At 55.3% G+C, this 26644-nt stretch carries 22 protein-coding genes and 1 pseudogene; 10 read left to right on the top strand and 13 right to left on the bottom strand.

The window, feature by feature from the left end; all coding sequences use genetic code 11:
• Positions 1-341: 341 nt before the first annotated feature.
• The 3 genes from sucD to F3N42_RS14595 form a co-directional block, all read right to left on the bottom strand.
• On the bottom strand, positions 342-1214 hold the full coding sequence (gene sucD, locus F3N42_RS14605; RefSeq protein WP_150865366.1) for a succinate--CoA ligase subunit alpha: 873 nt from the start codon (positions 1212-1214) through the stop codon (positions 342-344).
• Positions 1211-2383, bottom strand: a complete 1173-nt coding sequence (sucC, locus tag F3N42_RS14600) for an ADP-forming succinate--CoA ligase subunit beta (RefSeq protein ID WP_150865364.1) — start codon at positions 2381-2383, stop codon at positions 1211-1213. Before sucC ends, sucD begins: the two co-directional genes overlap by 4 nt.
• Positions 2384-2581: 198 nt before the next feature.
• Entirely contained in the window at positions 2582-6253 is a 3672-nt protein-coding gene (locus tag F3N42_RS14595) for a M36 family metallopeptidase (RefSeq protein WP_150865362.1), read from the bottom strand.
• A gap of 259 nt (positions 6254-6512) precedes the next feature.
• Here F3N42_RS14595 and F3N42_RS14590 point away from each other — a divergent pair, with 259 nt between their 5' ends.
• Positions 6513-8162, top strand: a complete 1650-nt coding sequence (locus F3N42_RS14590) for a two-component system sensor histidine kinase NtrB (protein WP_150865360.1) — start codon at positions 6513-6515, stop codon at positions 8160-8162.
• Positions 8162-9580, top strand: a complete 1419-nt coding sequence (locus F3N42_RS14585; RefSeq protein ID WP_150865376.1) for a sigma-54-dependent transcriptional regulator — start codon at positions 8162-8164, stop codon at positions 9578-9580. Before F3N42_RS14590 ends, F3N42_RS14585 begins: the two co-directional genes overlap by 1 nt.
• A 20-nt stretch (positions 9581-9600) precedes the next feature.
• Here F3N42_RS14585 and F3N42_RS14580 read toward each other — a convergent pair whose 3' ends face one another.
• From F3N42_RS14580 to F3N42_RS14560, 5 genes and pseudogenes are all read right to left on the bottom strand, one after another.
• The gene (locus F3N42_RS14580; protein WP_150865358.1) at positions 9601-9963 is read right to left on the bottom strand and encodes an HVO_A0114 family putative DNA-binding protein; all 363 of its coding nucleotides are present in this window, start codon (positions 9961-9963) and stop codon (positions 9601-9603) included.
• Positions 9956-10240 (bottom strand): toxin-antitoxin system TumE family protein, encoded by a 285-nt coding sequence (locus F3N42_RS14575; RefSeq protein WP_150865356.1) that lies wholly within the window; start codon positions 10238-10240, stop codon positions 9956-9958. Before F3N42_RS14575 ends, F3N42_RS14580 begins: the two co-directional genes overlap by 8 nt.
• 63 nt (positions 10241-10303) lie before the next feature.
• Positions 10304-10480, bottom strand: a pseudogene (locus tag F3N42_RS14570) (CopG family antitoxin); the annotation flags it as partial.
• A gap of 20 nt (positions 10481-10500) precedes the next feature.
• The gene (locus F3N42_RS14565) at positions 10501-10803 is read right to left on the bottom strand and encodes a helix-turn-helix domain-containing protein (RefSeq protein WP_150865352.1); all 303 of its coding nucleotides are present in this window, start codon (positions 10801-10803) and stop codon (positions 10501-10503) included.
• Positions 10796-11170 carry a type II toxin-antitoxin system RelE/ParE family toxin gene (locus F3N42_RS14560; RefSeq protein ID WP_150865350.1) on the bottom strand — a complete coding sequence of 125 codons (375 nt, stop codon included), beginning with the start codon at positions 11168-11170 and terminating at the stop codon, positions 10796-10798. The genes F3N42_RS14565 and F3N42_RS14560 overlap by 8 nt, the downstream gene beginning before the upstream one ends.
• A gap of 117 nt (positions 11171-11287) precedes the next feature.
• Between F3N42_RS14560 and egtB the strand changes: the two genes are divergently transcribed.
• From egtB to rffA, 8 genes are all read left to right on the top strand, one after another.
• Positions 11288-12508: an ergothioneine biosynthesis protein EgtB gene (egtB, locus tag F3N42_RS14555; RefSeq protein WP_150865348.1), complete on the top strand. Its 1221-nt coding sequence runs from the start codon at positions 11288-11290 to the stop codon at positions 12506-12508.
• A gap of 225 nt (positions 12509-12733) precedes the next feature.
• Positions 12734-13195 carry a pilin gene (locus tag F3N42_RS14550; RefSeq protein WP_150865346.1) on the top strand — a complete coding sequence of 154 codons (462 nt, stop codon included), beginning with the start codon at positions 12734-12736 and terminating at the stop codon, positions 13193-13195.
• A gap of 169 nt (positions 13196-13364) precedes the next feature.
• On the top strand, positions 13365-15077 hold the full coding sequence (gene pilB / locus F3N42_RS14545) for a type IV-A pilus assembly ATPase PilB (RefSeq protein WP_150865344.1): 1713 nt from the start codon (positions 13365-13367) through the stop codon (positions 15075-15077).
• 3 nt (positions 15078-15080) lie between these two features.
• Positions 15081-16301, top strand: coding sequence for a type II secretion system F family protein (locus F3N42_RS14540; protein WP_150865342.1), 1221 nt, complete (start codon positions 15081-15083; stop codon positions 16299-16301).
• Positions 16302-16343: 42 nt separating this feature from the next.
• The gene (locus F3N42_RS14535) at positions 16344-17216 is read left to right on the top strand and encodes a prepilin peptidase (RefSeq protein ID WP_150865340.1); all 873 of its coding nucleotides are present in this window, start codon (positions 16344-16346) and stop codon (positions 17214-17216) included.
• Complete coding sequence (gene coaE, locus F3N42_RS14530) at positions 17216-17842, top strand: dephospho-CoA kinase (protein ID WP_150865338.1); 627 nt, start codon at positions 17216-17218, stop codon at positions 17840-17842. Before F3N42_RS14535 ends, coaE begins: the two co-directional genes overlap by 1 nt.
• A gap of 254 nt (positions 17843-18096) precedes the next feature.
• Entirely contained in the window at positions 18097-19902 is a 1806-nt protein-coding gene (locus tag F3N42_RS14525) for a hypothetical protein (protein WP_150865336.1), read from the top strand.
• The gene (gene rffA, locus F3N42_RS14520) at positions 19903-21042 is read left to right on the top strand and encodes a dTDP-4-amino-4,6-dideoxygalactose transaminase (RefSeq protein WP_150865334.1); all 1140 of its coding nucleotides are present in this window, start codon (positions 19903-19905) and stop codon (positions 21040-21042) included.
• Positions 21043-21134: 92 nt separating this feature from the next.
• Here rffA and F3N42_RS14515 read toward each other — a convergent pair whose 3' ends face one another.
• From F3N42_RS14515 to F3N42_RS14495, 5 genes are all read right to left on the bottom strand, one after another.
• Complete coding sequence (locus tag F3N42_RS14515; protein WP_150865332.1) at positions 21135-22406, bottom strand: ATP-grasp domain-containing protein; 1272 nt, start codon at positions 22404-22406, stop codon at positions 21135-21137.
• Positions 22407-22410: 4 nt separating this feature from the next.
• Positions 22411-22884 (bottom strand): class I SAM-dependent methyltransferase, encoded by a 474-nt coding sequence (locus F3N42_RS14510; RefSeq protein ID WP_224784963.1) that lies wholly within the window; start codon positions 22882-22884, stop codon positions 22411-22413.
• Between the two features lie 90 nt (positions 22885-22974).
• Positions 22975-23922: a glycosyltransferase family 2 protein gene (locus tag F3N42_RS14505; protein ID WP_150865328.1), complete on the bottom strand. Its 948-nt coding sequence runs from the start codon at positions 23920-23922 to the stop codon at positions 22975-22977.
• A gap of 58 nt (positions 23923-23980) precedes the next feature.
• A complete protein-coding gene (locus F3N42_RS14500; protein WP_150865326.1) occupies positions 23981-25438 on the bottom strand; it encodes a lipopolysaccharide biosynthesis protein in 1458 nt (485 codons plus the stop codon).
• A gap of 41 nt (positions 25439-25479) precedes the next feature.
• Positions 25480-26595 carry a DegT/DnrJ/EryC1/StrS family aminotransferase gene (locus F3N42_RS14495; protein WP_150865324.1) on the bottom strand — a complete coding sequence of 372 codons (1116 nt, stop codon included), beginning with the start codon at positions 26593-26595 and terminating at the stop codon, positions 25480-25482.
• Between the last annotated feature and the right edge of the window lie 49 nt (positions 26596-26644).

Raw genomic sequence — 26644 nt, 5'->3', positions numbered from 1 at the left:
ACCCCCTGCTCTGACCCCCTACTCTGACCCCCTACTCTGACCCCCTACTCTGACCCTAACGCTGCCTTCCTGGGGCTGAACACCCTCACGCCGGGTGGGGGTATTCCCTGCCCGGGCCGTGTTGGAGCCTGCCGAGCAGGCGCAGCTTTAGCGGGGTCCGCGCGCCAGGGATGGCGCGCGGAGGCACGCCGGGCCAGGATGGCCCGCCGTGCCGACCGCGATAAAGGTGTGACAGCGAGGGAAGCCGAAGGCCAGGCGACCACGGCCCGGGCGGGGGATACCCCCACCCGGCCCCGCGAGGGCGTTTAGCTCGCTGAGGGCGTTTAGCCCGCTGAGGGCGTTTAGCCCAGGGCTTCGGTGATCGCCGAGCCCAGGTCAGCCGGAGACTTGACGGTCGACACACCCGCCTCTTCCAGCGCCGCGAACTTGGCCTCGGCCGTGCCCTTGCCGCCGGCAATGATGGCGCCGGCATGGCCCATGCGCTTGCCCGGGGGCGCCGTGACACCGGCGATGTAGGCCACCACGGGCTTGGTCACGTAGTCGGCGATGAACTCGGCCGCTTCTTCCTCGGCCGAACCGCCGATCTCGCCCACCATGATGATGCCCTCGGTGGCCGGATCGTCCTGGAACAGGCGCAGCACGTCGATGAAGTTGGTGCCGTTGATCGGGTCGCCGCCGATGCCCACGCAGGTGGTCTGGCCCAGGCCGGCCTGGGTGGTCTGGTAAACGGCTTCGTACGTCAGCGTGCCGGAGCGCGAGACCACGCCCACGCGGCCCGCCTGGTGGATGAAGCCCGGCATGATGCCGATCTTGCATTCATCAGGGGTGATCACGCCGGGGCAGTTCGGACCCACCAGGCGGCAGCCCGGGATGCCGTCGATCATGGCGCGGGCGCGCATCATGTCGTGCACCGGGATACCCTCGGTGATGGCGACGATCAGCTCGATACCGGCGTCGGCGGCTTCCATGATGGCGTCGCCGGCGAACGGCGGCGGCACGTAGATTACGGACGCGTTCGCGCCGGTCTCGCCCACGGCCTCGGCCACGGTGTCGAACACCGGCAGGTCCAGGTGGGTCTGGCCGCCCTTGCCGGGCGTCACGCCGCCGACCATTTTCGTGCCGTACTCGATGGCCTGCTGGGTGTGGAAGGTGCCCTGCTGGCCGGTCAGGCCCTGGCAGATGACCTTGGTGTCTTTGTTAATCAGGATGCTCATGCGGCGGCCCCCTTCGCTGCGGCCACCGCTTTCTGGGCGGCGTCGTTCAAATCATCGGCGGGAATAACCGCCAGGTCGGATTCGGCCAGCATCTGCCGGCCCTGTTCGGCATTGGTGCCCTGCAGGCGGACGATCACCGGAACGGTCACGCCCACTTCCTCGACGGCTTTGAGCACACCCTCGGCGATCCAGTTACAGCGCACGATGCCGCCGAAAATGTTCACCAGGATGGCCTCGACGTTGTCGCCGGACAGGATCAGGCGGAAGGCCGCGGCCACGCGCTCGGCGTCGGCGGTACCGCCCACGTCCAGGAAGTTGGCCGGCTCGCCGCCGTTCAGCTTGATCACGTCCATGGTGGCCATGGCCAGGCCCGCGCCGTTCACCATGCAGGCGATGTTGCCGTCCAGGGTGACGTAGTTCAGGTCCAGCTCGTGGGCCTCGACCTCGGTCGGGTCTTCCTGGCGGGTGTCGCGCATGGCGGCCAGGTCCGGGTGGCGGAACAGCGCGCCCTCGTCGGCGTTGATCTTGGCGTCCAGCGCGACCAGGTCGTCGTTACCGTCGATGATCAGCGGGTTCACCTCGACCAGCGCCAGGTCTTTTTCCACGAACAGCTTGTAGATGCCGCCCATGATCTTCGTCAGCTGGCGCACGTGCTTGACCGACAGGCCCATGCCGAAGCCCATCTTGGCCGCGTCGTAGCTGCGGAAGCCGGCGGTGTTGTTCACCTTGACGGTGATGATCTTCTCCGGGGAAGTGGCCGCCACTTCCTCGATGTCCACGCCGCCTTCGGAAGAGCCCATGAAGGTGACGCAACGGTTGTTGCGGTCGACCAGGGCCGAGAGGTAGATCTCGGACTCGATGTCGGTGGCCTCGGCGATCAGCACCGAGTCCACGGGCAGCGCCAGGCCGCCGGTCTGGTAGGTTTCGATGGTCATGTTGAGCATGCGCTCCGCCTCGGCGCGCACCTCGTCCAGCGTCTTCACCAGCTTGACGCCGCCGGCCTTGCCGCGGCCGCCGGCGTGCACCTGGGCCTTCACCACCCACATGTCGCCGCCCAGCGCCTTCGCTGCCTCTACGGCCTCGTCCGGCGTGGTGGCGTTCGTTCCCGCGGGCACGGGAATGCCATATTCGGCGAACAGTTCCTTCGCCTGGTATTCATGAAAATTCATCGGGTCTCCCGGGTTGAATCAGGTCATTGAAAAATGTCGAATTCGGGTGACCGCGGCGCGCCGCGACCAAGTTCTCCATTTTCCCCTGAAACGCCCGCGGAAGCAAAGGCGGGCAACCGGTCATCGCCTAAAAAACCGGCGCCCCGAAAGGGACGCCGGCTCTGCGTCCGCCCGAACAGGCGGCCGCGGGGGAGAGCCTTACTTACAGCTCATGTTGCCGCTGGGGCCCTTGCACTTGCCGGAGCAGCATTCGCTGTCGGCACTGCACGCAGCACCCTTGGGTGCCAGCAGGCAGGCGCCGGAGTCGTCGTCCTGCAACTGCAGCTGGGTGTCACGGAACTCGCACTGGTCCAGGCCAAAGCTGTCGGACGTCTGCAGGTTGCCGTGCTTGGCGTGGGCCGTGTACTGCGAACCGTGCTTGCCGGTGCTCTCGGCCTGCGGCAGCGTTTCCAGGTTCACGTGGTACGCGACGGTATTGCCGCACACATCGGTCGAAGTCACCGGTACATCGGTGAAGTCCAGGTTGATGGGCCCCGGACGGTTCTTCTGCTTCGACGTCAGGTCCAGCCGCTCCAGGCCGTCCACCACCAGCGGGATGCCGGTGCTGGTCTCGGTGACCAGGATGCGCGTGCCGCTGCCGTGCGCGGACTCGCCACACAGTTGCGCGTCCTGCGCACCGTCGGGATCATCGCTGTTGACGACCAGCAGGTCGGTCAGCTCACCCGGCGCCAGCGGATCGGCATCGGACTGCGGGGTAAACCGCACCACCGTTTCCAGCGTTTCCTCGCCACCCGGCAGGATGATCGGGAACACCGTCGGCGCCATCACCTGGAAGTCCACGCCGTTGGCGGCGGAGATATCGGTAATGGTGAGGGGACAGCTGCTGTTGTTGCGCAGCACGGCGGACTTCTCGGAGAAGCAGCCCAGTGAGCCGTCGGTGTCGACAACCGTGGCCGGGAAGGCGTTCAGCCCGGTCAGGCCAACCGGATCGATCACCAGCTCCGGACAGTCGGCCTCGCCGCTGATCGGCACGTTGACCGTGCCCTCACCCGGGGAATCGCTGCTGATGGCGACATGCGCCAGGTAGGTCGAATCCGTGCAGGCATCGGGCGAGAACCGCACCGGCAGGTTGAAGTCGCTGCCGGCGGCCAGCACCAGCGGCAGGTCCAGCGCCGTGGGCAGGTCGAACTGGCTCGCGCCGGTACCGCCCAGCTGGATGTCGTCGATGGTCAGGTCGCACTGGCCCTGGTTGCTGATCACCAGCGTCATGTCGGACTGCTCGCCCGTGCAGACGTTGCCGAAGGCGCCGGAGTCGGCGATGGCCACGTTGATGTCGGGCGCGCCCACCTCGGCGGACACCGGCACCGACACGGTCGGCTCATCCGGGTCGTTGGAGGTGATCACCACGGTGGCATTGCGGGCGCCAAAGCCCCCGGCCGGCACATGGTGCAGCGTGAACGACACCGTGCTGCCCTGCGGCACCACCAGCGGAATCTCCGGCGACGGGTCGAGCGAGAACTCGGCCGCGTCCTGGCCCTGGATATCGATGGCGTCGATGACCAGGTCGCCGGTGCCGGTGTTGGTGATGTCCATCGGGATGATGGTGTCGTCATCCAGGCACACCAGGCCGATATTGGCGGTGATGCTGACGTCGATATTGGGCGTGCAGGACGGCGGCGTGTCGAAGGCCTCGATCACGTTGATGTCGCCGCTGCCCAGGCTGGACGCGGACACGCCCATGCCCATGCTGGCGAAGGCGTCCCACAGCAGGCACTGCGCCGCACCGGCCTGGAAATCCAGGTCGGCCACCAGGATGGCGTCGCGCATGTCCAGGAAGTCCGGAAAGTCCGGGGCGCCCTTCAGGCCGTCGACCACCAGCTGGTGGAAGGCCGTCTGCGCCGCGCCGTAGCCAAACTTCTTCACCATGCTGGTGTAGGCAATCCACAGCGTGTTGGCCCAGATTTCGCCGGCGTCATGCTCCTCCGCCCTGCAGGGCCCCTGCGAAATGGTGGTCGTGGGCGGTTCGCACTGGAACTGGAAGCCGCACGAGGCCGTGTCGCAGGTGTTGCCGTCACCGCAGTCGTCATCGGTGCCGCAGGCCATGGTGTCGTCGTTGCTGCACACCCGCACGGCGCAGAACGCGCCGTCGACGATATCGGCGAAACGGCGCGTGAACACCGTCGGGTCGGTGCTGTAGAACTCGCGCCGGATGCTGCTGTCGGGCTGCCCCCGGTACCAGCCGCCGATGCCATAGGGCGCGTCCAGTTCGTCGTCGGCCTCGGCGTAGATGGTCAGGCCGAAGAGGTCGGAAAAGCCCTCGTTCATGCCCGAGCCCTGCGACACGTTAACGTTGCCCTCCAGCAATCGCCCGACCACCAGGTGGCCGAACTCGTGGGCAATGACGGTGTTGTCCAGGCCGGCATCGATAATGCCGTTGGCGCCGCGGTCACAGATCAGGAAGCGCGACGACGGCGAGTTGCCGTCGGTGTCGGCGCGCATGAAGGCGTTGCAGTTGTCGGCATCGGCCGGGTCGGCCGGGGTCGAGTTGTCCTGCGCGTCGACGATGATCGGGTCACCCTCGGCGCCGCCCAGGCCGAAATTGCTCACCTGCGCGTTGCCGGCGGCCTCGTCAAAACCGTAGCCGTACCAGAAATCATGCAGGCGGTTGTACCAGTAGAACAGGTTCACCACCGAGGCATTGATGTAGGTGCTGGGCGCCTGCGACAGGTCAATGTCAAAGGCCGGGCTGACGGTGTAGTCGCCGGAAGGGTCGGTGGTGACGATCTGCGGCGAACCGTCGCCCAGGCGGTCATCGCGGGCGGTGACGTTGTTGCTCACCGTGCGGCTGTAGTCGGCCTCGCCGCTGCCGTTCCACCAGTCCGCGTGGTCGTCGTCGTGGGAGAAGAAGTCCTCACCATCGAACGGCAGCACCTGGCGCGGGTTGGCGCCGGCAGGGTCGCTGCCCGGCGTGTTTCCGGAGCTGGTGCCGGACGGCGTGCCCGGGTCCGGGCCATCGCTGGTATAGGCCAGGCCGATGGCGGTCTGGTGCGCGTAGGACGTCAGGTTCTGGCGCCACAGCACGCGGCCGTCGACGGCGTCGACCAGGCTGCGATAGGCGTTCGGGCTGTCACCGTCGCCGGTGACCACGTTCCAGGCCAGCCGCAACTCGGTGGCCGACAGCGGGAACCACACCAGGCCGTGATCACGGCTGAACTCGACATGGTCCAGCCGGGCGTCGGCCGCGGCCAGGGCCAGCGCCTCGCCCACCGGCACCAGCGGCGTCGTACCGCTCGCCGCCTTCGCCACGTTGGCAATGGGCTCGCCAGACACGCTGCGCACCTCGCCCTTCGGGCTGATGGTGAACTTGACCCGGCCGCCAAACACGTCAATGCCGTTCACCTGCTGCTGCAGGGTCACGTAACTGGCGCCGGTGGCGCTGGAACCCAGCTCGCGGGCCACGCGCATGGCGGCGATATCGTCCGCCTGCAGGCCCAGCAGCGCCGGGTTACGCGCCAGGAAATCGTAGGCAATGGCGTCGGGCGCCATGGCACTGGGGCCTGTCAATGCCCCCTTCGTGGCCGCAATGCGGCTGGGCGCGCCCGTCAGGGCGCTCCAGCGTAGCTGCAGGCCGGGCGCGGCGCGCTCAAAATCGGCCAGCGCCTGCGCCTGCCCCGCCGGCGCCGCGGCGCGTAACTGCCGCGCCGCCTGGCCGGTGACCAGGCGGCCACCGCCGCCACGCAGGTCGATATCGTGCATGGCGGTGTTCGCGCCACCGGGTTTGCCGGCGGCACCGGCGGACGCGCACACGAGCGCCGCCACGCAGGCCGTCAGCACACGGCCGTGGGCCTTCAATTTCAATTCGTCGATCATGACTCCCTCCTCCCAGGTCGATCTGGATGCGAAGGGGCGCGAGACGGATACCAGTCGGACTCGCTGACATCGGCGCCGCGGGGGGTTGGAGGTGATTAGTGGTCGGTCGCGCGATGCATCCGAACTATAGGTAAGGGGCCGCGCTTTCTCTACGTCGGTTCATCTCAACGGCCCGAACGATTGCTATACTGCCACTGCCGCGGCCCGGCGAAGGCCGCCATCCAGGCGAAAACACCGGGCGAGAACAAAGGAGCCCCCGTTGCAGAAGATTGCCGATTTCACCGGCTACCCCTTATCCCCCGCGCTGACGCTGCGCGTGCTGCGCTACCTGAACGGCTTCCGCCTGTTCGTGGCGCTGGCTTTGGGCGCGGCATTTATCGGCGGCCTGCTCACCCAGGGCATCAACTTCACCAACACCACGCTGGCCGCCGCCGTGCTGCTGGTCTACTTCGGTTTTGCCGTGGTGTTCATCATCGTGCGCCCGCAGGACGAGCAGGGCGTGCGCGACATGGCACTGCAGTCGCTGCTGCTGGACGTGCTGCTGATGGCGCTGCTGCTGAACACCTTCGACGGCCTGGCCGTGCTGCTGGTGTTCACCGGCGCCGCCGCCGGTATCGTGCTGCCGCTGCGCCTGGCGCTGCTGATTGCCGGCCTGGCCTCGCTGGCGGTGCTGTCCGGCCCCACCATCGCCTACATGGGTGGCGCTACCAGCGCCGACGACTTCCTCACCGGCGGCGTCTTCGGCGTCATCATCTTCATCATCACCACACTCACGCATATCCTGGCCAACTGGGCGCGCGAGTTCCGCCTGATCGCCGAGCAGCAGCTGCTGACGCTGACCCGGCTGGAGCAGATCAACGAGCTGGTCATCCGCCGGCTGCGCTCCGGCGTGCTGGCCGTGGGCCCCGACGGCCACATCAAGATGATGAACGAGAGCGCCTGGTTCCTGCTGGGCAGCCCGCCCGCGGCCCGGCGCGCGCTCGAAGACATCAGCCCGGAACTGAAACGCGCCCTGGACGAGTGGATGGGCGACCCGCGGCTGGAGCCCGAGACCCTTAACCTGAACGCCAGCCAGGCGCAGGTGGTGCCCAAGTTCGTCAGCGTGCCGGCCGGCAACGAGATTTCCGTGGTGGTCTTCCTGGAAGACAACGACGTGGTCAGCCAGCGCGCGCTGGAGATGTCGTCGGTGAGCCTGGCGCGGCTGTCCACCAGCATCGCGCACGAGGTGCGCAACCCGCTCAGCGCCATCAGCCACGCCGCCCAGCTGCTGGAGGAAGACGACGGCCTGACCGCGGACCAGGACAAGCTGATCACCATCATCCGCAACAACGTCAAGCGCACCAACGGCATCATCGAGAACATCCTGCAGATGTCGCGGCGAGAGAAGAGCCAGCACGAGATCTTCGCCATCGCGCCGTGGCTGGAAGAGCTGCGCGAGGAATTCAACACCGCCTACCGCGACTACCCGTTCCGCCTGGAACTGCCACGCGGCAACCCGGAAGAGACCGGGAAGCTGTCGGTGATGTTCGACCGTAGCCAGCTGCACCAGGTGCTGTGGAAGCTGATGGAGAACGCCCTGCAGCACCTGGGCGACAACCGCCATCGCCCCGAGCTGGTGCTGCGCCTGGGCCACGAGCACGACTCCGGCTTCTGCAAGGTGAGCGTGGAGGACAACGGCGAAGGCATCGAGGAAGAGAAGATGGTGGACATCTTCCAGCCCTTCTACACCACCCGCAAGGAAGGCTCGGGCCTGGGGCTGTACATCGCCCGCCAGCTGGTGGAAGCCAACCAGGCCGAACTCACGGTAGACTCCGACCCCGGTGAACGCACCCGTTTCCACGTGCGCATGACGCTGGCCGGCGGCGGCGCCAGCATCATCGACCTCAACGCCTTCAGGGAGGGCCCATGATCGACAACCAGCATGTCCTCATCATCGACGACGAGCCCGACATCCGGGACCTGCTGGTGATGACGCTGGAACGCATGGGCCTGCGCGTGACCGCCGCCGCCGACCTGGTCCAGGCACGCCGCGCCCTGGGCGCCAACGACTTCAGCTTCTGCCTGACCGACATGCGCCTGCCCGATGGCAACGGCCTGGACCTGGTGCAGCAGATCGGCCGCGACCACCCGGACCTGCCGGTGGCCGTGATCACCGCCCACGGGCGGGTGGAGGACGCCGTGCAGGCCCTGAAACTGGGCGCGTTTGACTTTGTCAGCAAGCCCGTCGACCTGGGCATGCTGCGCAAGCTGGTTAACACCGCCCTGCGCCTGCGCGCCGACGACAGCACCCCGGAGCAGGATGACGATTTTGACGCCGCCAACGCACCGGCTCCCATTGTCGAGCCCGACGGCGAACTGTCACGCCTGATCGGCAACTCCCAGGCCATGAACCGCTGCCGGCAGATGATCCGCAAGCTGGCCCGCAGCCAGGCCCCGGTGCTGATCTCCGGCGCCAGCGGTTCGGGCAAGGAACTGGCCGCGCGCCTGATCCACGACCTGGGCCCGCGCATCGACGGCCCCTTCATCCCGGTCAACTGCGGCGCCATCCCCACCGAGCTGATGGAAAGCGAGTTCTTCGGGCACAAAAAAGGCAGCTTCACCGGCGCCGACGCCAACAAGGAAGGCCTGTTCCAGGCCGCCGACGGCGGCACCCTGCTGCTGGACGAGGTCGCCGACCTGCCCCTGCACATGCAGGTGAAACTGCTGCGCGCCATCCAGGAAAAAGCCGTGCGCCCCATTGGCGCCCGCGAGGAAATCGGCGTGGATGTGCGAATCCTCAGCGCCACCCACAAGGCCCTGAAACCGCTGGTGGAAGAAGGCAAGTTCCGCTCGGATCTCTATTTCCGCCTGAACGTGATCGAACTGCACATGCCCAGCCTGGCCGAGCGCCCCGATGACATCCCCGCGCTGGCCACGCATTTCCTGAAGAACATCACCGCCGAGTGGGACACCCAGGCCCCGGCCATTAGCCCCGACGCCATGGACGCCCTGCAGCAACATGATTTCAGCGGCAACGTGCGCGAGCTGATCAACATCCTGCAACGCGCCGTGACCATGAGCGAAGGCGGCGCCATCGACCCCGACGACCTGATGCTCGAGCAGTTCGACGACCTGCACGACGGCGCCAACGGCCACGCCAACGGCGACGCCCCCCTGCCCGGCCTGGATGCCGACCAGTCGCTCGACACCTACATGGAAGACATCGAAAAACAGATGCTCGAAGAGGCGCTGAAAAAGGCCCGCTACAACAAGACCCGCGCGGCGGAGCAGCTGGGCATCAGCTTCCGGTCGCTAAGGTACAAGCTGAAGAAGTACGGGATCGACTAGGGACGGCCGGACAGCGCGATCTACGCGGCCCGCCCACTCTCGAATTCAAACGGCTCCAGCACGATACGCGTGTACGGAAAACTCAACTTGCCATCATCAGCTTTACTGATCACACCACCCGCCACCAATGCCTCGGTATCGCGGTGCACGGACTTGACTTCCCGCGCGACCAGCCGTGCCAACTCGCGAACGCCGACAGAACGTTGCCCCGCCAATGCCTGAAGGATTTCCCACCGCCGACCCCCCAGGGTCTTGAACAAGTCTTCCGCAGAGGGAAAATAAAGTGAAGGCGTGGTGTACCCGACATTTTCAACTGACTCAGCAACACCCTCGAAAAACTTATCCATTGTCCGCACGCCAATCTTCAAAGTCGTTTCATCCATTTTGAAGCTTCCTCCTGACGTCAGACTTAAAATCGCTTAACAGTTGGCTCAGCGTGGTAAAGACATAAGCCTGCTCAATGTCACCTTCATGCCTGTGATCCCCTTTGCCACGCTCATTGTCGTAGCGAAGTACACATTGACCACCGACGATCAGAGCCAGGCTGTACTTGTAAGGGTGGTCTGAACCTTCGAGCGGTTTCGACAATCGAACGATGCTCGTTTCAACAAACGATGCCTCATCTATCCACCTTCTGGCCGTTCGTTGATCTTCCCCCATGTTGTCAATTATGCCAACATTTTCCGCTGTTGGCAATAATGCCTACGATCGATGTCTTTCGTCGTCCAAAAGGCTTTCGGGCAGTCGCAGGGAGATGGTCTTCGTGGAGGGCTTCAGGTTTGGCATGGTCACAACCTGAGCTTTTTCCCACTCAACATAATCGGCGGAGTCATTAACCTTCCAAAACGCCCGCTCTTCCTCTTCGGTTTTGAACTCAGGAATAATTTTCAGCCTGTTCATCGCTTTACCTTTCCGTACCGTCAGATGATTGCCTTCAAGCCCTTATCAGCAATCACATTGAGCAACTTCAACGCGGGCCCCGCCGGCCGCGTCTCGCCCTGTTCCCACTTGCGAATCGTCGATGCCGATGTATGCAGGTGAAGAGCGAACACCGGCTGACTGAACTTCAGCCTTTCCCGCAGGCGTTTGATATCGAGCGCGCTGAACTCCCGCACTGGCGGCGGACAAATACGCTCAAACTCCCGCATTGTGACCTTATCGACTGCGCCAACCTCATGGAGGGCGCCTAAATCGTCGCGCAACGACTCAATGATTTCACTCACAATCCACCTCCAACAACACGCCAGCCTTCAGAGATTCCACCAGCGCATTACCCGTCAACTCCAAAAACGCCTTCCCCGCAAACTGCAACGCCTTCTTTTCTGACCGCGTGATATTGGCCCTGACATTCTTCGGGAACCCATGCATAAATACATACCGAGTACCCAGCCTTGCCGCAACGAAAACTCGGTAGCCACTCCGCTTACCACCCCCTGGGCGGGACACACGCATCTTGTACAAACTTTCGCCGAGGACCGCATCAATCAGGCCCCGCTCCATTTCCAACACGACGTTACACAACACAGCGTTTCGTATATTTTCACCAGCCTGCCACTTCGCAAAACTTCTACGTTTTAGAACGCGCCTCACTTCCCCCCCCAAGTATACCCGTTACGGGCATACATATAAATATCTCCAACCCCACCAAGCATCTCACCCAGGCCACAATAGTGAATATGGCAAATTCACCCCAACCCACGTAATACAATGCCCCAACCCAAACCCACCCGGACCCAGACATTGGCCGACCCCACCACCCTGCTCGCACAATACCAAACCACCCGCGCCCACACCGAAGCCCTGGCCGCCCCCCTGAGCCCCGAAGACCAGATGATCCAGTCCATGCCCGACGCCAGCCCCACCAAGTGGCACCTGGGTCACACGACATGGTTCTTCGAGACGTTTGTATTGTGCGAACACAAAAAAGGCCACACGCCGTTCGACGAAGCCCACAAGGTCCTGTTCAACAGTTATTACAATGGCGTGGGCGAGCAATACCCCCGCCCCAAGCGCGGCATGATGTCCCGGCCGCCGCTGGAGCGGGTGATGGAATGGCGCCAGGCCACCGACCAGGCGATGGAAGAACTGCTGACCCAGGCCAGCCAGGAGCAGATGAAGGCCATCGCCCCCCTGGTCACCCTGGGGATCCACCACGAGCAGCAACACCAGGAACTGCTGCTGACGGATATCAAGCATGGGCTGTGGCAAAACCCCACCTGGCCCGCGATGTTCAACCACGACGCCCCCGCCCCGGCAGCACCGACAAAGGACGACACCACCAACGCCTGGCAAACCCTGCCCGAAGGCCAGTACACCATCGGCCACCAGGGCGAAGGCTTCGCCTTCGACAACGAGGGCCCGGCGCACACGGTGCATTTACAGGCGGCCCAACTGGCCACCCACCCCGTGACCAACCACGAGTGGCTGCAGTTCATGGAAGACGGCGGCTACAACAACGCGCTGCTCTGGCTCTCCGACGGCTGGGCCTGGCGCCAGCAACACGGCATCACCACCCCCCTGTACTGGCGCAAGGCGGAAGACGGCCAATGGCGCCACTTCACCCTGCGCGGCGACCAGCCCCTGCCAGGGGCAGAACCCGTCACCCACATCAGCTACTACGAGGCCGACGCCTACGCCCGCTGGCAGGGCAAGCGCCTGCCCACCGAATTCGAATGGGAAGCCACCCGACCCAAAAACGTCACCAACTGGGAATGGACCGCCAGCGCCTACGCACCCTACCCCGGCTACCAGCCCAGCAAAGGCGCCGTCGGCGAATACAACGGCAAATTCATGATCAACCAGATGGTGCTGAAAGGAAAAAGCGGCGCCACCGCCCCCAACCACAGCCGCCCCAGCTACCGAAACTTCTTCTACCCGGATGCCCGATGGCAGTTCACCGGCCTGCGCCTGGCCCAAACCCCGACATAACGCGCAAAAAGGTGACAATTTTCGTCACATCCTGACATTCCACCGTCATTTCAAGCCTAAATCCAGCATAAAATCGCCCCCAACCCCCTGTTTTTTCAACCAATGAAAAACTTGGCACACTCCCTGCATTTATACAACCCGCATCCCAATGAATCATCTAGGGGCATCCCGGTGACTTGAATGTAATCAGGCACCGAATATCATCACCATTGGAGGGTAGAGAAAGTGACTAAGCAAATTCAAAAGGGTTTCACCCTTATCGAACTGATGATCGTGATCGCGATCGTCGCCATCCTGGTCGCGCTGGCCGTGCCGGCTTACCAGGACTACACCATCCGCGCTAAGGTCGGCGAGTGCATCAATCAGGCAGCACCGGCTAAATTGGCCGTTTCCGAGTACTTCCAGTCAGAAGGCAACTTCGCTGGCTCTGAAGCTGCCTACGGTTTCGACACCGCGAACAGCGAAAGCCAGTACTGCAACGACCTGGTAATTACTCCGGGGACTGGTCGAATCACCGTTCAGTCAACTAACACTGGTGCTGACGTTGACCCGGGCGCCTTCCTGACACCCGAAGACGCGTCAGGTGCCGCTTACAACCCGACGTCAATGTCCGGCCCGATCAACTGGGACTGCACGACGAACGGCACGGGCGCGCTGCGTCACCTGCCGGCTACCTGCCGCCAGTAAGTTTATGCCGAATTGGCGTGACCTATAACTTACGGTCATCGTCAGGCTAAACTCTAAAAGCCCCTTGCGATCGCAAGGGGCTTTTTAGTTTCTGATATTCATTTACGCATTGCATTGAGGTAATGATGTTCCGATATAATGATGGAAAGGGGAGTGGAGAGCGCCGCGCATGAATTCGGAACTCAAGGTGTCCAGCCAGTTACGTGGTTTTGCCAGACGTCTGGTCGCAGAAGGCCTGATGGAAGAGCAGGAGGCGCTCTCAGCTTGCGATGGCGCAAGCAAGAATGGCACAACCGTTTTAGCTTGGCTAAGCCAACAACAAAGTTTAGACCCCAGTACGCTGGCCCAGGCGGCTTCAGTTGAGTATGGCGTGCCACTACTTGATGTCTCTTCACTAGATCTTGGTCAAACACCTACCAGCCTGGTCAGTGAAAGCCTGATACTCAAACACAAAGCATTGCCACTTTATCTACGTGGGAATTCAATATTCGTTGCTCTGTCCGACCCGACCGATCACACGATCATCGATGAGATTTCTTTTAGTTCCGGCTTTCACGTAGAGCCGATATTGGTCGCGGCAGACCAGTTAGACAAAGCTATCGAACGTGCTCTTGCAGTCGCGGAAGAGGAATTTGACGATTTCGACTCCGAAGAAGGTTTTGAGGACCTCGGATTTCAGATCGACGAGGACACCGATGAAATTGATCTAGAAAATGCGATTGACGAAACCCCTGTCGTTCGATTCATCAACAAGGTCCTTCTTGATGCTATTCGAAAGGGCGCATCGGATATTCATTTCGAACCTTACGAGTCTAAGTACCGTATTCGGTACAGGCTTGATGGCGTTCTGAAGTCCATAGCCAGCCCACCGGTCCAAATGGCCCGTCGATTGACGGCAAGACTTAAGGTCATGGCCGGCCTGGATATCGCGGAAAAGCGAGTTCCCCAAGATGGCCGAATCAAGCTTAATATTACTCGGACACGGAGTATCGATTTTCGCGTTAGCACTTGCCCAACCTTGTTCGGCGAGAAAGTCGTTCTGCGAATTCTAGACTCAGCTTCAACAAACTTGGGCATCGAAGGGCTCGGGTTTGAGCCCACCCAGCATGATATTTACCTGGAGTCCGTCAAGAAGCCCTACGGGATGATCTTGGTGACCGGGCCCACGGGCTCAGGTAAGACCGTAACGCTTTATACGGCCCTGAACCTCCTGAACGATGAGGGGAGGAATATTTCGACGGTTGAAGACCCCGTTGAAATTCGTGTGCATGGGATTAACCAGGTTCAACAGAATGCCAAACAGGGCATGACATTTGCCCGGGCGCTGCGCTCATTTCTCCGCCAAGACCCAGATGTCATCATGGTGGGTGAGATTCGTGACCTCGAGACGGCAGAAATCGGTATCAAAGCAGCCCAAACCGGTCACTTAGTATTGTCCACACTTCACACGAATGACGCTCCGCAGTCGATTACGCGATTGATGAACATGGGTGTACCCAGTTACAACATCACCTCGGCAGTCAATCTTGTTATTGCCCAAAGACTCATCAGGACCCTGCACAAATGTAAGCAGCGTGACGAACTGCCAGAAGAGGCGATGATCCGAGCCGGCTTTGACAGCGAGAACCTGGACGAAGTAAATCTCTATAAACCCGTTGGTTGCTCAGAATGCAACGAGGGCTACCGTGGACGAAGCGGTGTTTTTCAGGTGATGCCGTTATCTGAAGAGATTCAACAAATCGTATTGGAAGAAGGCAGTGCGCTAAAAATCGCCAAAGAAGCCGCCAAGGAAGGTGTGCTTGACCTGCGACAAGCGGCACTGCTTAAAGTTGCTCGAGGTGTAACCGACCTCATCGAAATCAACCGTGTAACCAAGGATTAGGTCATGGCTACCGTTCAAGCAGAAAACACCATTTTTCTTTGGGAAGGAAGAGATAAACGTGGCGTCAAACTGAAAGGTCAGCAAGTCGCCCCCACCCCTAACCTCGTAAGAGCAGAGTTGCGCCGGCAGGGCATTAGCCCCATAAGGGTACGCAAGAAGCCGAAACCACTTTTTGGTGCGGCGGGCCGAAGAATTTCGTCCAAGGAAATTACAAACTTTAGCCGCCAACTTGCGACCATGCTCAAATCGGGCGTGCCGCTTGTTACTGGATTTCAGATCATTGCAGGTGGTACAAAAAACCCTCGAATGCGCGCCATGCTCGATAAAATCCGGGCGGATGTAGAATCTGGCGGCAGTCTGCATGAAGCGCTAAGCGCCCACCCGATTCAATTCGATGAACTCTATACCAACCTTGTCAAAGCGGGTGAAAGCGCAGGTGTTCTTGACACGATTCTCGATGAAATTGCTTCATACAAGGAGCGAATCGAAAGCATCAAGGGAAAAATTAAAAAAGCACTTTTTTACCCCATCGCCGTTGTTGCGGTTGCCATTATCGTTTCCGCTATTCTTCTCGTTTATGTCATTCCACAGTTCGAATCCATTTTCCAGAACTTCGGTGCTGACTTGCCTGCATTCACCCGAATGGTGATCAACGCCAGCGAGTTTCTACGAAGCAAAGGATTGTTTTTAATTATCTTCCTTGTTCTGTCCATTACCGCTATCGTAATGGCCAAGAAGCGGTCAACTTCATTCGCACACTGGATTGACAAGGTCAGCCTCAAAATTCCAATTATCGGTGGAATTCTTAGACAGGCGGCGATTGCTCGGTTTTGCAGAACCCTGGCCATTACGTTTGCGGCCGGCGTTCCCTTGGTTGAAGCCTTGGGCATTGTTTCCGGCGCAACAGGCAACCAGGTTTATAACGACGCGGCAGCACGTATTCGTGAGGACGTAGCCGTTGGTCACCAACTTCAACTCGCCATGCAGCAAACTGATGTCTTCCCAAACATGGTCATCCAGATGGCAGCCATTGGTGAGGAGGCTGGCTCGCTTGATGAAATGTTGATCAAAGTCGCAGAGGCTTACGAAGAAGAAGTAAACAATGCCGTTGATGCACTGAGCAGCCTGCTAGAGCCTGTCATCATCGTATTTGTTGGCGTAGTTGTCGGTGCCATGGTCATCGCCATGTACCTGCCTATCTTCAAAATGGCCGCTGTCATCTAAAAAAGGTTTCATTAAAACAACAACCAGAGCTGGCTTTGAATAATGCCCTTTGAATCGCTTTTTCCCGCACCCCTGTTTATTTCAGGGGTGTTTGTTTTGGGGCTGCTAATCGGCTCTTTTCTTAATGTAGTCATTCATCGTGTCCCGGCTCGCCTTGAACATGACTGGCGTTGCCAGTGCCGAGAATTGCTTTCTGTTCAGAGCCCCGGCGACGAGCCAGCCCCACCCGGCATTGTAAGGCCAGGGTCTCGATGCCCTAACTGCGATCACGCGATCACTGCCCTGGAAAACATTCCTGTTCTTAGCTTCCTGGCGTTAAGGGGGAAATGCTCTAACTGCAAAGCCAGAATCTCGCCTCGGTATCCATTGGTCGAACTGGCGACTGCATTCATGTTTGCGCTCGTGGCCATGAAATTTGGTCCCACGATCCAGACCGGAATGGCTTTAGTCATGACCGCCATGCTAATCGCACTGGCAGGCATCGATCTCGATCACCAGCTGCTCCCTGACAGCATGACCTTACCGCTACTATGGATTGGCCTGCTTGCAAGTTGTTTCGGCGTATTCACCCCATCAATTGACAGCATTCTCGGGGCGGTATTCGGCTATTGCGCACTATGGACAGTGTTCCAATTGTTCAAACTTTTGACCGGGAAAGAGGGCATGGGTTATGGAGACTTTAAGCTCTTAGCTGCCCTTGGAGCATGGCTAGGCTGGCAACAGCTTCCTCTCATCGTCCTGCTGTCTTCCCTGGTAGGCGCAATCATCGGAATGACGATGATGGGCCTCAAAAAGCATGATGGCAGCAAGCCAATTCCGTTTGGGCCATTCATTGCCATTGCGGGCTGGGTCAGCCTAATGTGGGGTCCGGAGATCATTGACGCCTATTTCCATTACTCCGGACTGCAACGCTAATGACGTACGTGGTAGCGCTTACCGGGGGAATCGCTTCCGGCAAGACTACCGTTTCCGACATGTTCTCTGAACTCGGTGTGCCTGTCATTGATACTGATGTCATTGCGAGAGAGCTTACCGAGCCGGGGACCATACAGCTTCTCAAGATAATCAAAGCGTTCGGACCTAGCGTTGTTGACGCAAATGGTCGACTTAATAGGAAGCGAATGCGCGAGATTATATTTTCAGATGACGCTAAGCGTAGAACCTTGGAGTCGATACTGCATCCCGCCATCTTTTCAGAAGTAGAAAAGCGCTTGGTATCGATTGATGCGTTTTACTGCTTGGTCGTCATACCACTATTGACAGAAGTGGGTGTACCCGACTGGGTTGATCGAGTGTTGGTCATCGATTCCGATAGAAACACGCAACTAAAACGCCTCTTTAGCAGAGATGGCATCTCCCTGAAACAAGCTATCAAAACGCTTGCCGCACAAACAACCAGGGGCGAGAGGCTTTCTATTGCAAACGATGTTGTTGAGAACAACGGCACACGCGACGATTTGTTTGAGGTAGTTTCATCGCTGCACAAAAAATACCTTGGCCTTAGCGGACTGAAAATTCAATCCGATAGGATAGGAGAGTAACCATCAAACACAACAATAGTTGGGCGTGGATTCCCGCACTTGAATCCCAGCGTACTGCAGTAATCTGGGGTGTGGTACTAACCTGTGTAATCGTTTTGGTTGCGGCCGCGAATTTTAGCTGGCTTAACTACGACAGCTTCTGGTTACTTAAAACGGGACAGGACTGGATCGAAAACGGACTATCTCCGTGGAAAGACCACTACAGCTATACCTACTACGAGGAGCCAATTCTAGTCCCGAGGCACCACTTCGGCGTGATTTACTACGAATTGGTTAACCTTTTCGGTTTGGACGGCGGCGCTTACGCAATGCGCATGCTTTCTTGGAGCCTTACATTCGGATTGATGCTTTTCTGGATGAGAAAGATCAAGGCTCCAGCAGTTGCGTTCGTTCTTGTGTTGCCTCTGTTGACTGTCGCGTTAATTCAACGGCCACTTATTCGTCCAGAACTGTTGAGTTATCCATTGATCGTGATTTCAGTAATTTTGTATGAACACGCTCGGCAGATCATCAACTGGCGAACGATGCTTCCGATCATCTTGTTAATGGTCGTATGGACAAATTACCACTCATCCATCTTTGGGTGGGTCGTGTTTTTTGGCCTCTTTGTCGACCACGGTTATCGACAATTGATGGACAGAGCGTCGATCCCAGTCTGGGCCAACTGGTTCATCTGGGGGTGCATTGTATTGGCAATGGGCTTTTTAAATCCCAACCTCACTCACATTATTATCGCGCTCTTGAACTTTTCTGATGAATGGAAGACTGCAATCAAGGAATTTGAGCCCCCTCTGAAATATTTTGAGTTCGGCTATTTTCCAGTCCTGATTTTTTCAGCGCTCCTTTCGCTACTGCTATCTGTTCATCAAAGGAAGATCGGATATCTGGCGGCACTCATCGTCTTTCTGAAATTTGCCATGACGACATCGAGACTGATTACACCGGCAACGATTTTCTGCATGGCGATCCTTGCTCACATGCTTTCAGACTTACGCCTGGCTGACGCAACTCGCCAATGGAAGCGATCTGCGAATGCTCTTGCAGGAATAGTCCTTGTGTGCTGCCTAGTAATGACCGGCGTTCACACCGCCAAAATGTCATACGCGATGGCTACCCAGGATTTGAACCCGGAACAATATCCGAACGATTTGATTGCCTACATGAAGCGAACCGGTAAGCAGGGAAAGATATTTAACGAGTATCAGGTCGGTGGCTATCTTCTTTATAACCTGTCGCCCGAAAGCAAGGTCTTTATAGATGGAAGAACCGGCATGCTTTATGGCCTCGACCTGATGAACCAGTACAGGCAATCAAAAGCATCCGCAAAGGCACTTTTTGAAACTTATGAAGAATATGGTTTCGACTTTGCCGTCATGCTGAACACACAAAGCGTACTGCGCAACCTGTACTACATTGGATTTGATTTGGATTTTTCAGATACTGATTACTCTCTATTTCAACCTGGAAGCGGCAGACTCTCGGAATTGGGCTACGTTTGGGCTTTCCCCTACTGCTGGAACAGCTCAATGAAAGAGGGTCTGTCCAGCGAACTTCGGACCCTTGATTCTCAATCGAGTGCGAACAGTGAATTGCGCATGCTTAAAACGACCATCACCGGCTACTTAGGCGCGACCTCAAAACTAGAGTTTCTCGAATCGTTTAGCAGCAACCCAAACACACCAGATTCTGTCATCCGGTTTGTTAATTACCGAGCGCTTGAGGAAGGACTGGGGCCAGTCTCACTGAAAGTGCTATCTCATCTAAAGAAGTGGGATCTCAAAGACTACCTCGCACTGGCCATGGCTTTCCTCGTCGACGGACAGACCGAAGCAGCACTTGAAACGCTATCGAGATTAGCTGGTGCTTCGTCGAGTGAAATCGAGTTTAACGACCTTGTCGTACAGCTTTCGCTGTTGCAAAAGATCAACGATGAAGTTGGTCTCTACCCCAACATGAAGTCACACTATGACTTACTTTCTAATACTGTTGGAGACAACAGCCTGAGCGCCAAGGGGCTATCCCTTAGTGTGGCCAGCATGTGCAATTTTAGGCCGAACTGAATGAAAATCCCTTTTAACAAGCCTTTTATGACAGGCCGAGAACTGGCCTACATTGCCCAGGCTCACCAGCACGGGCAGCTCGCAGGTGACGGGCAATTTACCGCCAAGTGTCACAAGTGGCTTGAGGACAACACGGGAAGCAAGAAGGCCCTCCTGACACACTCATGCACCGCAGCGCTTGAGATGGCAGCCATTCTTGGAAACATCGGCGAAGGCGACGAAGTCATTATGCCTTCTTATACGTTTGTCTCTACGGCTAATGCTTTTGTAATGCGCGGTGCAACTCCGGTGTTTGTAGATATTCGGGAAGATACCCTGAATATTGATGAATCCCTGATCGAAGAAGCAATTACGCCGCGAACCCGCGCGATCGTCGCAGTACATTACGCAGGTGTTGCATGCGAAATGGACACGATCATGACCATAGCCCAGAAGCATGGATTACTAGTGATTGAAGATGCGGCTCAAGCGATTATGTGTACTTACAAAGGCCAACCACTTGGGAGTATCGGCGACATTGGCGCTTTTAGCTTTCACGAAACTAAAAATGTTATTTCCGGTGAAGGTGGAGCACTACTTATAAACCGTGAAGACTTGATTGAGAGGGCAGAGATCATTCGAGAAAAAGGCACTAATCGCAATCAATTTTTCAGGGGCCAGGTTGACAAATACACTTGGGTGGACATTGGCTCCTCATTCCTACCGAGCGAAATGGTCGCCGCTTTTTTGTGGGCTCAATTAGAGGAAGCTAGTGAAATCAAACAAGAACGTATGAATCTCTGGATGCATTATCACGATTCATTGGAAATTTTGGAGCAACGTGGGTTCTTTCGACGCCCAATTACTCCACAATACTGTAGTCATAGCGCACATATGTATTATCTACTTCTCGAATCCAAGCAAGAGAGAACTAGTTTTATCAGAACTTTAAGCGAGCATGGAATTCACAGTGTTTTTCACTACGTTCCTCTCCATGACTCGCCATACGGAAAGCACCTAAATCCAGAAACAAATGCGTTACCAGTTACTACATCTTACAGTGAACGCCTCGTTCGTCTTCCGCTTTGGATTGGTCTTGGTGAAGTTCAACAATGTGTGATCAACACAATTTACAAAGCGTTTAACCATGACAGTCTTTGATTGTTTTTATGCGCTCATTTAAAGTCATTATTAATGTGTGGTTTCATCATGTTTTAACTACTGAAAAATCTGTTTCTTTCATACGTATCGAATCAACTCGTCCAGTCTAATAAAGATTCGACCGCATCCGGCGAATAAACCTTAACTCCTTGAATCGACGAAACCTCTAACCTTTCCGAAAAAGAATCATCAATAAAAATACCTCCCTTGTTTACATACTTACTCTTCGGTTCATATTCAGTTAGCACATAAATTTCATCGAAGACCATTCTTGCAATGCAGTACTTATCAAGGCTTTCGAAAATATCTAGCTTATGTCTCGTAAGCAGAACTATTCGTGCGCCTTTGCTTTTGGCTTGATATAAGAATGCCATTAAGAGTGCGTTGACAGAATTTCGAATTATTAGCGTATCGTCAAAATCGACATAAACGTTCGAATAATCGAATCGATTGATATATCGCGCAGCAAGCGCCCTATCTATTTCAGGCGTTTGGTTATTCCTTATAATTTCGATATCTAAATTCAATGCATCAAACAGACTTAGTAGAGAAAAATTAACCCCATCCATTCGAAATAAAGCCATCGTGCCAGCAATCCGCGGCGCAACCTCTAGCAAGACTAGATCTCCATTAGCTCTCTCTTTCAATTGGAAAAACCATGCACCGCGTAAATGTAGACAGTCATTAATTGACTGCGCGATATCTGTAAAACGCAAATCCAAAACCTCGTAAGAGTTCACGCTGATTCCATTGGAAATTCGTGCTCGTTTCCTCCCCCCCACAAAGCGCAGCTTGCGGTGACGGTCGGTAAAACAGTCGACCGTATACTCTTCACCTGGCAAGTACTCCTGCACCAACACCCCATCAGAATTCTCTAACCGACATTCAAGCTCATCGCGTGAATTTACGATACTAGCTCCTCTAGACCCCTGCCCAATATCAGGCTTAAGGAAGACGGGGAATGATTTAACTTCTTCAGGCGCGAAAAGCACAGGAGTTTTGACTAAACGCCGAAGCGCTTCATAAGTCAATATCTTCGACCGGCAAGTTCTACAAGTTCGCTTGGGAGATGTAACCACTGTTGCATCTAAAAACGACTGATTTTCCGCCAACTTAAGCACAACCGAATCATGCGCAGGCATGATCAAATCGATGTCATGCTTTTCAATAATCTGTCTTATGCTGTCGACAAAATTATCGTTATCTACTAACGGAACTCCACCTATGTAATTCGCAAACGTAAACCTTCCATGGTCGTCAACGCTACTAGCGCCAATTAAATTGAAGTGAATAGAGTTCGCAAGAGACCGATGAATCTCCAAACCGATTTCGGACCCACATGGAAAAACCAGAACGTTCTTCATTAAACTACTTAACGGCTACAGTGGTGTAGTGAAATGGCATTAGAAACCTATTCTTGTCTTCTAACTCTTCAATCTCCACAGACTTAAACTCGCGCAATAGAGCCTGTAATCCATGCACTGTAAACCGCCAACAGTCTGGCAGCGGCCCGTGAATTCGAAAATTAAATGGTGTCGAAATAAACACAGTCCCCCCCGGCTTTAGCATTCGCCTTATTTCAGAAACAGCCGCAAAAGGATTGAGTGTGTGCTCCAGTACTTCCATGCAAAGTACTACATCGAAATGATTATTCGGAATCACACTGCAGTTTTTAGAACAAATATCAACGATAAAGTCGGCATTCGAATTCGGGTCGATGTCGGCCGTCAGAACTTCCGCATTGTGAAAAAACTGTTTAGCTCCTTCATGATCTTGCGGTGCTATATCCAACAATCGAATTGAACTTCGATCAAACTTGAGCGATGCACTCTTAATGAACATCATTACGTTCTCTCGAATCCTCTTATATGCGTCTAGATCGAACTCTGAAATTTCGCTTGCCATATATGCGCACCACTTTGTGACTTAAAATTATCCTTTCTTACGAAACCGCCGTTCTATCAGCTTAACCATTGACTTGATGGCGACGCGTATACAATACACAGGATCATTCCGTAAGAATTCAATTAAGTGCCTCAGGCCCTGCCCAAACTCTTTCTGAGAAAAACAAAGCCAAATGATCCATGCATAATGCTCAGACTTTCGTTTTCGGGCGGCCTCATGTAAGCCAAGATCTGGGAATATCGATTCATATTGTTGAAAATAGGCAATGAACTTTTCGGCAGCTTCAAGTTTGTGAAGCGTGGATTGAACCATCCCCGAAGGATGAGACCGGTATACCGCTGAAACACGGTTTCGATAGTGGATTGCCCCAGATTCAGATAACGACAGTATTAGAGGTATATCACCAAAAGGGAACTCCGTAATCTCCCAGTACTTTTGAGGTAGCATTTCTTTTCTAAACATGACCGTCGCGGTCGGAGTAATCCAATCAGAAATTATCTGCCACGGCTCGATTCGCCCTGAAGCTAATTTCGAATTGAACAATCTTTTGCTTATTAATTTGCCCGTCTTGTCAAATTCTCGGACTTCCGCATTTTCGAAAAGTACAGAAACCCCTAGATTGTTTTCCAGATAATTGATCTGTGACTGCAACTTATTTGTATCAATCCAAAAGTCGTCTCCTTCACAAATTGCCAGGTATTTTCCACGAGCTTTCCTGATGACAGGCCAAAGAGGCTGGATTCCCAGAGAGTACTGATTTCTTTTCTCGTAGATGGGCGTAATTTTGTCGGGGAACTCAGCATGATATTTCCGAATGATCGACGCACTTTCGTCTGACGAACAATCGTCTCTGACAACAATCTCAAAGAGAAAATCAGTTCTCTGATCCAGGATGGAATCTAAAGAGCGGGCCAGAAACTCTGCGTGGTTAAAACAAATGACGCAAACGCTTACAAGCGGCTGAGAATTCATCATTCCTGGCGATCGCTCCGTTTCCCCAGTTTTCCAAAAGTCGCTTAACCTAACTATGAATTCAATTCATTTGATCGATTTCAACTCTTATTTGACTAACACACGATACAAATGATTTTGTTCTAAGCACGATATTGATCAATAGGAATACTGATAAATAGGCTAGCGATTTAAGGATAACAGCGAATAACTCGACAGCAGGGTCGACGCGAGCGATTAAATAGTGCACCAAAAAAGCCGCGACCAAAGAAATCAGACCTTGGACCACCACAGGCCTTAAATATTGATAGGTCGGCACGTTCAACTCTCGAGAAACAGCGTGTATTGAAAGCCAAACTGCCAATGCGGACTGCAAAATCAAGCTCATCAGATACGCTTCTAAATCTATAAAAACGAGAGTCATCAAGCTTAGAGCCCAGACAAACTTTTTTATAAGCTCAAGACGCAGAAAAACCGAAGACCTTCCACGCCCAGCAAGAACATTCAAAAGAAGAGCGCTAATTGGATAGCCAAAACTACTGGCAACAAGAAGCTCGAAATATCTTCCAGCAAAGGCCCAATCGGGCCCATACAGCATTTCAAAAATATCCTCTGCAGATAAGTACAACACCCCCAAAAACAAAAAAGTGCACAAGCTAAGTACTTCTATTCCGACTTGCGTGATCGATTTTGTGGAAGCAAGGTCATCCTGGATTGAACTAAATACCGGAAACAACACGCTCATCAACGTCATTGAGGAGTTTTGCACCAAAACTTGGTTCGTAACCTTCGCGCGTTCAAAGAACCCTAGAAGAGTTGGCTGATGAGTTTTTCCGATAATGATTATGTCAATACGCATACAGACCACGTCTAAAAGGTTTGATACGTACATTCGAAGGCCAAATGACCAAAGATCTTTCAACGCGGCAATTGAAACCAAGCACTTCGGCCGCCAAGATGAATAAAACCACGTCAAGGCTAAAGCCATCACACCCATCGTGATCATCTGCCAAACCAAAGCCCAGGCCCCCGCTCCGTAAAAAGCCAAAGCTATGCCGGTTACACCGCCAGCAAGTGCCGCAGCTACTTCAATTCGCGCAATTAGTGAAAAATTCAAAACACGTCTGAGGCGCGCGAGTTGAACAAGGTTGAGCGCGTTCGCCAAAAACAGAATCGACAAGAACTTGCAATAGCCGGATAACTCTGGGCTACCAAACAATACAGCGATCCCGTCAGAAAACCAGTACATACCCAACATCAATAGAGCGCCGGAAATAGTATTTATGAAAAACACGGACGAGCAATGAATGGATTCCAAGTTTTTCCTTTGGATGAGCGCTGCTCCTAAGCCCCAATCGCAAAGGATTTGGCCGATTCCGACCGAAGCCATGACTATGGCCACAAGACCGAAGTCTTTAGGGCTGAGAAACCGGGCAAGAAATATCGCGACCAACAACACTATCGATTGAGCGATGGCCTTCCCTGTGAACTCCCACCCTAATGCCTTGAGGCTTTTAGTCCTTAACTGACGTAAAGACATCGCTTCTTATTGCCCCCACGCTAAGAGGTAGTCGAGTGAACTCAATTGCATTCAGCGATTAATCTACAAACCCTAGAAATGTCGTCCGGACCTACAGCTGTTCCTGTCGGAAGAACAAGCAACCTAGAACTGAGCGACTCCGTAATCGACAATCTTTGCCCAAGACTTTGCATTTTCGACCGATAAGGTTGCATGCGATGACACCCAGGCCAAAAATAACGGCGCGCGACTACATTCTCTCTATGTAACTTTTCCATCAACTTATCTCTCGTTAATGGAAATGTTTCTTCCACCTCCACTACTATGTATTGCCAGTTACACTTCTCTGCCTCATCAAAACACATGAGTTCCAGGCCCTTTAAACCCGAGAGCTTTTCCCGATAAAGGTCATAGTTCCTCTTATTTACTCTCAAGAATGAGTCAATATTCTCAAGGTTTGTAAGTCCCATAGCGGCACAGATCTCAGTCATCTTTCCGTTTGTGCCTATATGTACGACATTGTCATACCCAGCGAATCCAAAGTTTTGCATAAGTCTTATTTTCTCTGCCAACTGATCGTCGTTCGTTGTTACTGCCCCCCCCTCAAACGAGTTAAAGAACTTCGTAGCATGGAAGCTAAAGACCTCACAGTTTCCAAATCCTCCTATAGTCTTTGCACCATATGAACAACCAAAAGCATGAGCAGCATCAAATAACAGTTTGAGACCATGGCGATCAGCAATTCTCTGCAAAGCATCTACGTCACACGGTCGACTGAATACGTGAACACCAACAATTGCAGAAGTTTTCGGATTAATCAGGCTTTCAATTTTGCAAGGATCAATGCAGAAGGTATCGGGGCTGATGTCACAAAACACAGGGGTAATCTCCTGCCACTGCAACGCATGCGCCGTTGCAATGAAAGTGAATGACGGCAAAATTACTTCACCTTCTAGGCTCAGAGCCCTAATGGCGATCTCCAGTGCCACCGTCCCATTGCACATGGAAATACAATGCTTTACGCCTAGAAACTTAGCTAGCTCTCGTTCAAACTGCTGAACAAGTTTTCCGCGGTTGGTCAACCACTTCTCTTGAAAAATAAATTGTGCACGCTCCCAGAATGCTTCGAGTTCCCCAATATTTGGAGACCCCACATGAAGGGTCTTTTCACTGTTCAAAAGCTCTCCCCCCTACAGCTAATAACGGAACAAATGTCAATTTACAGGA

It is taken from the genome of Marinihelvus fidelis, from assembly GCF_008725655.1.
In the GTDB taxonomy this organism is placed as follows: Bacteria; Pseudomonadota; Gammaproteobacteria; order Xanthomonadales; family SZUA-36; genus Marinihelvus; species Marinihelvus fidelis.
This window is presented reverse-complemented; position numbering and strand designations above follow the sequence as displayed.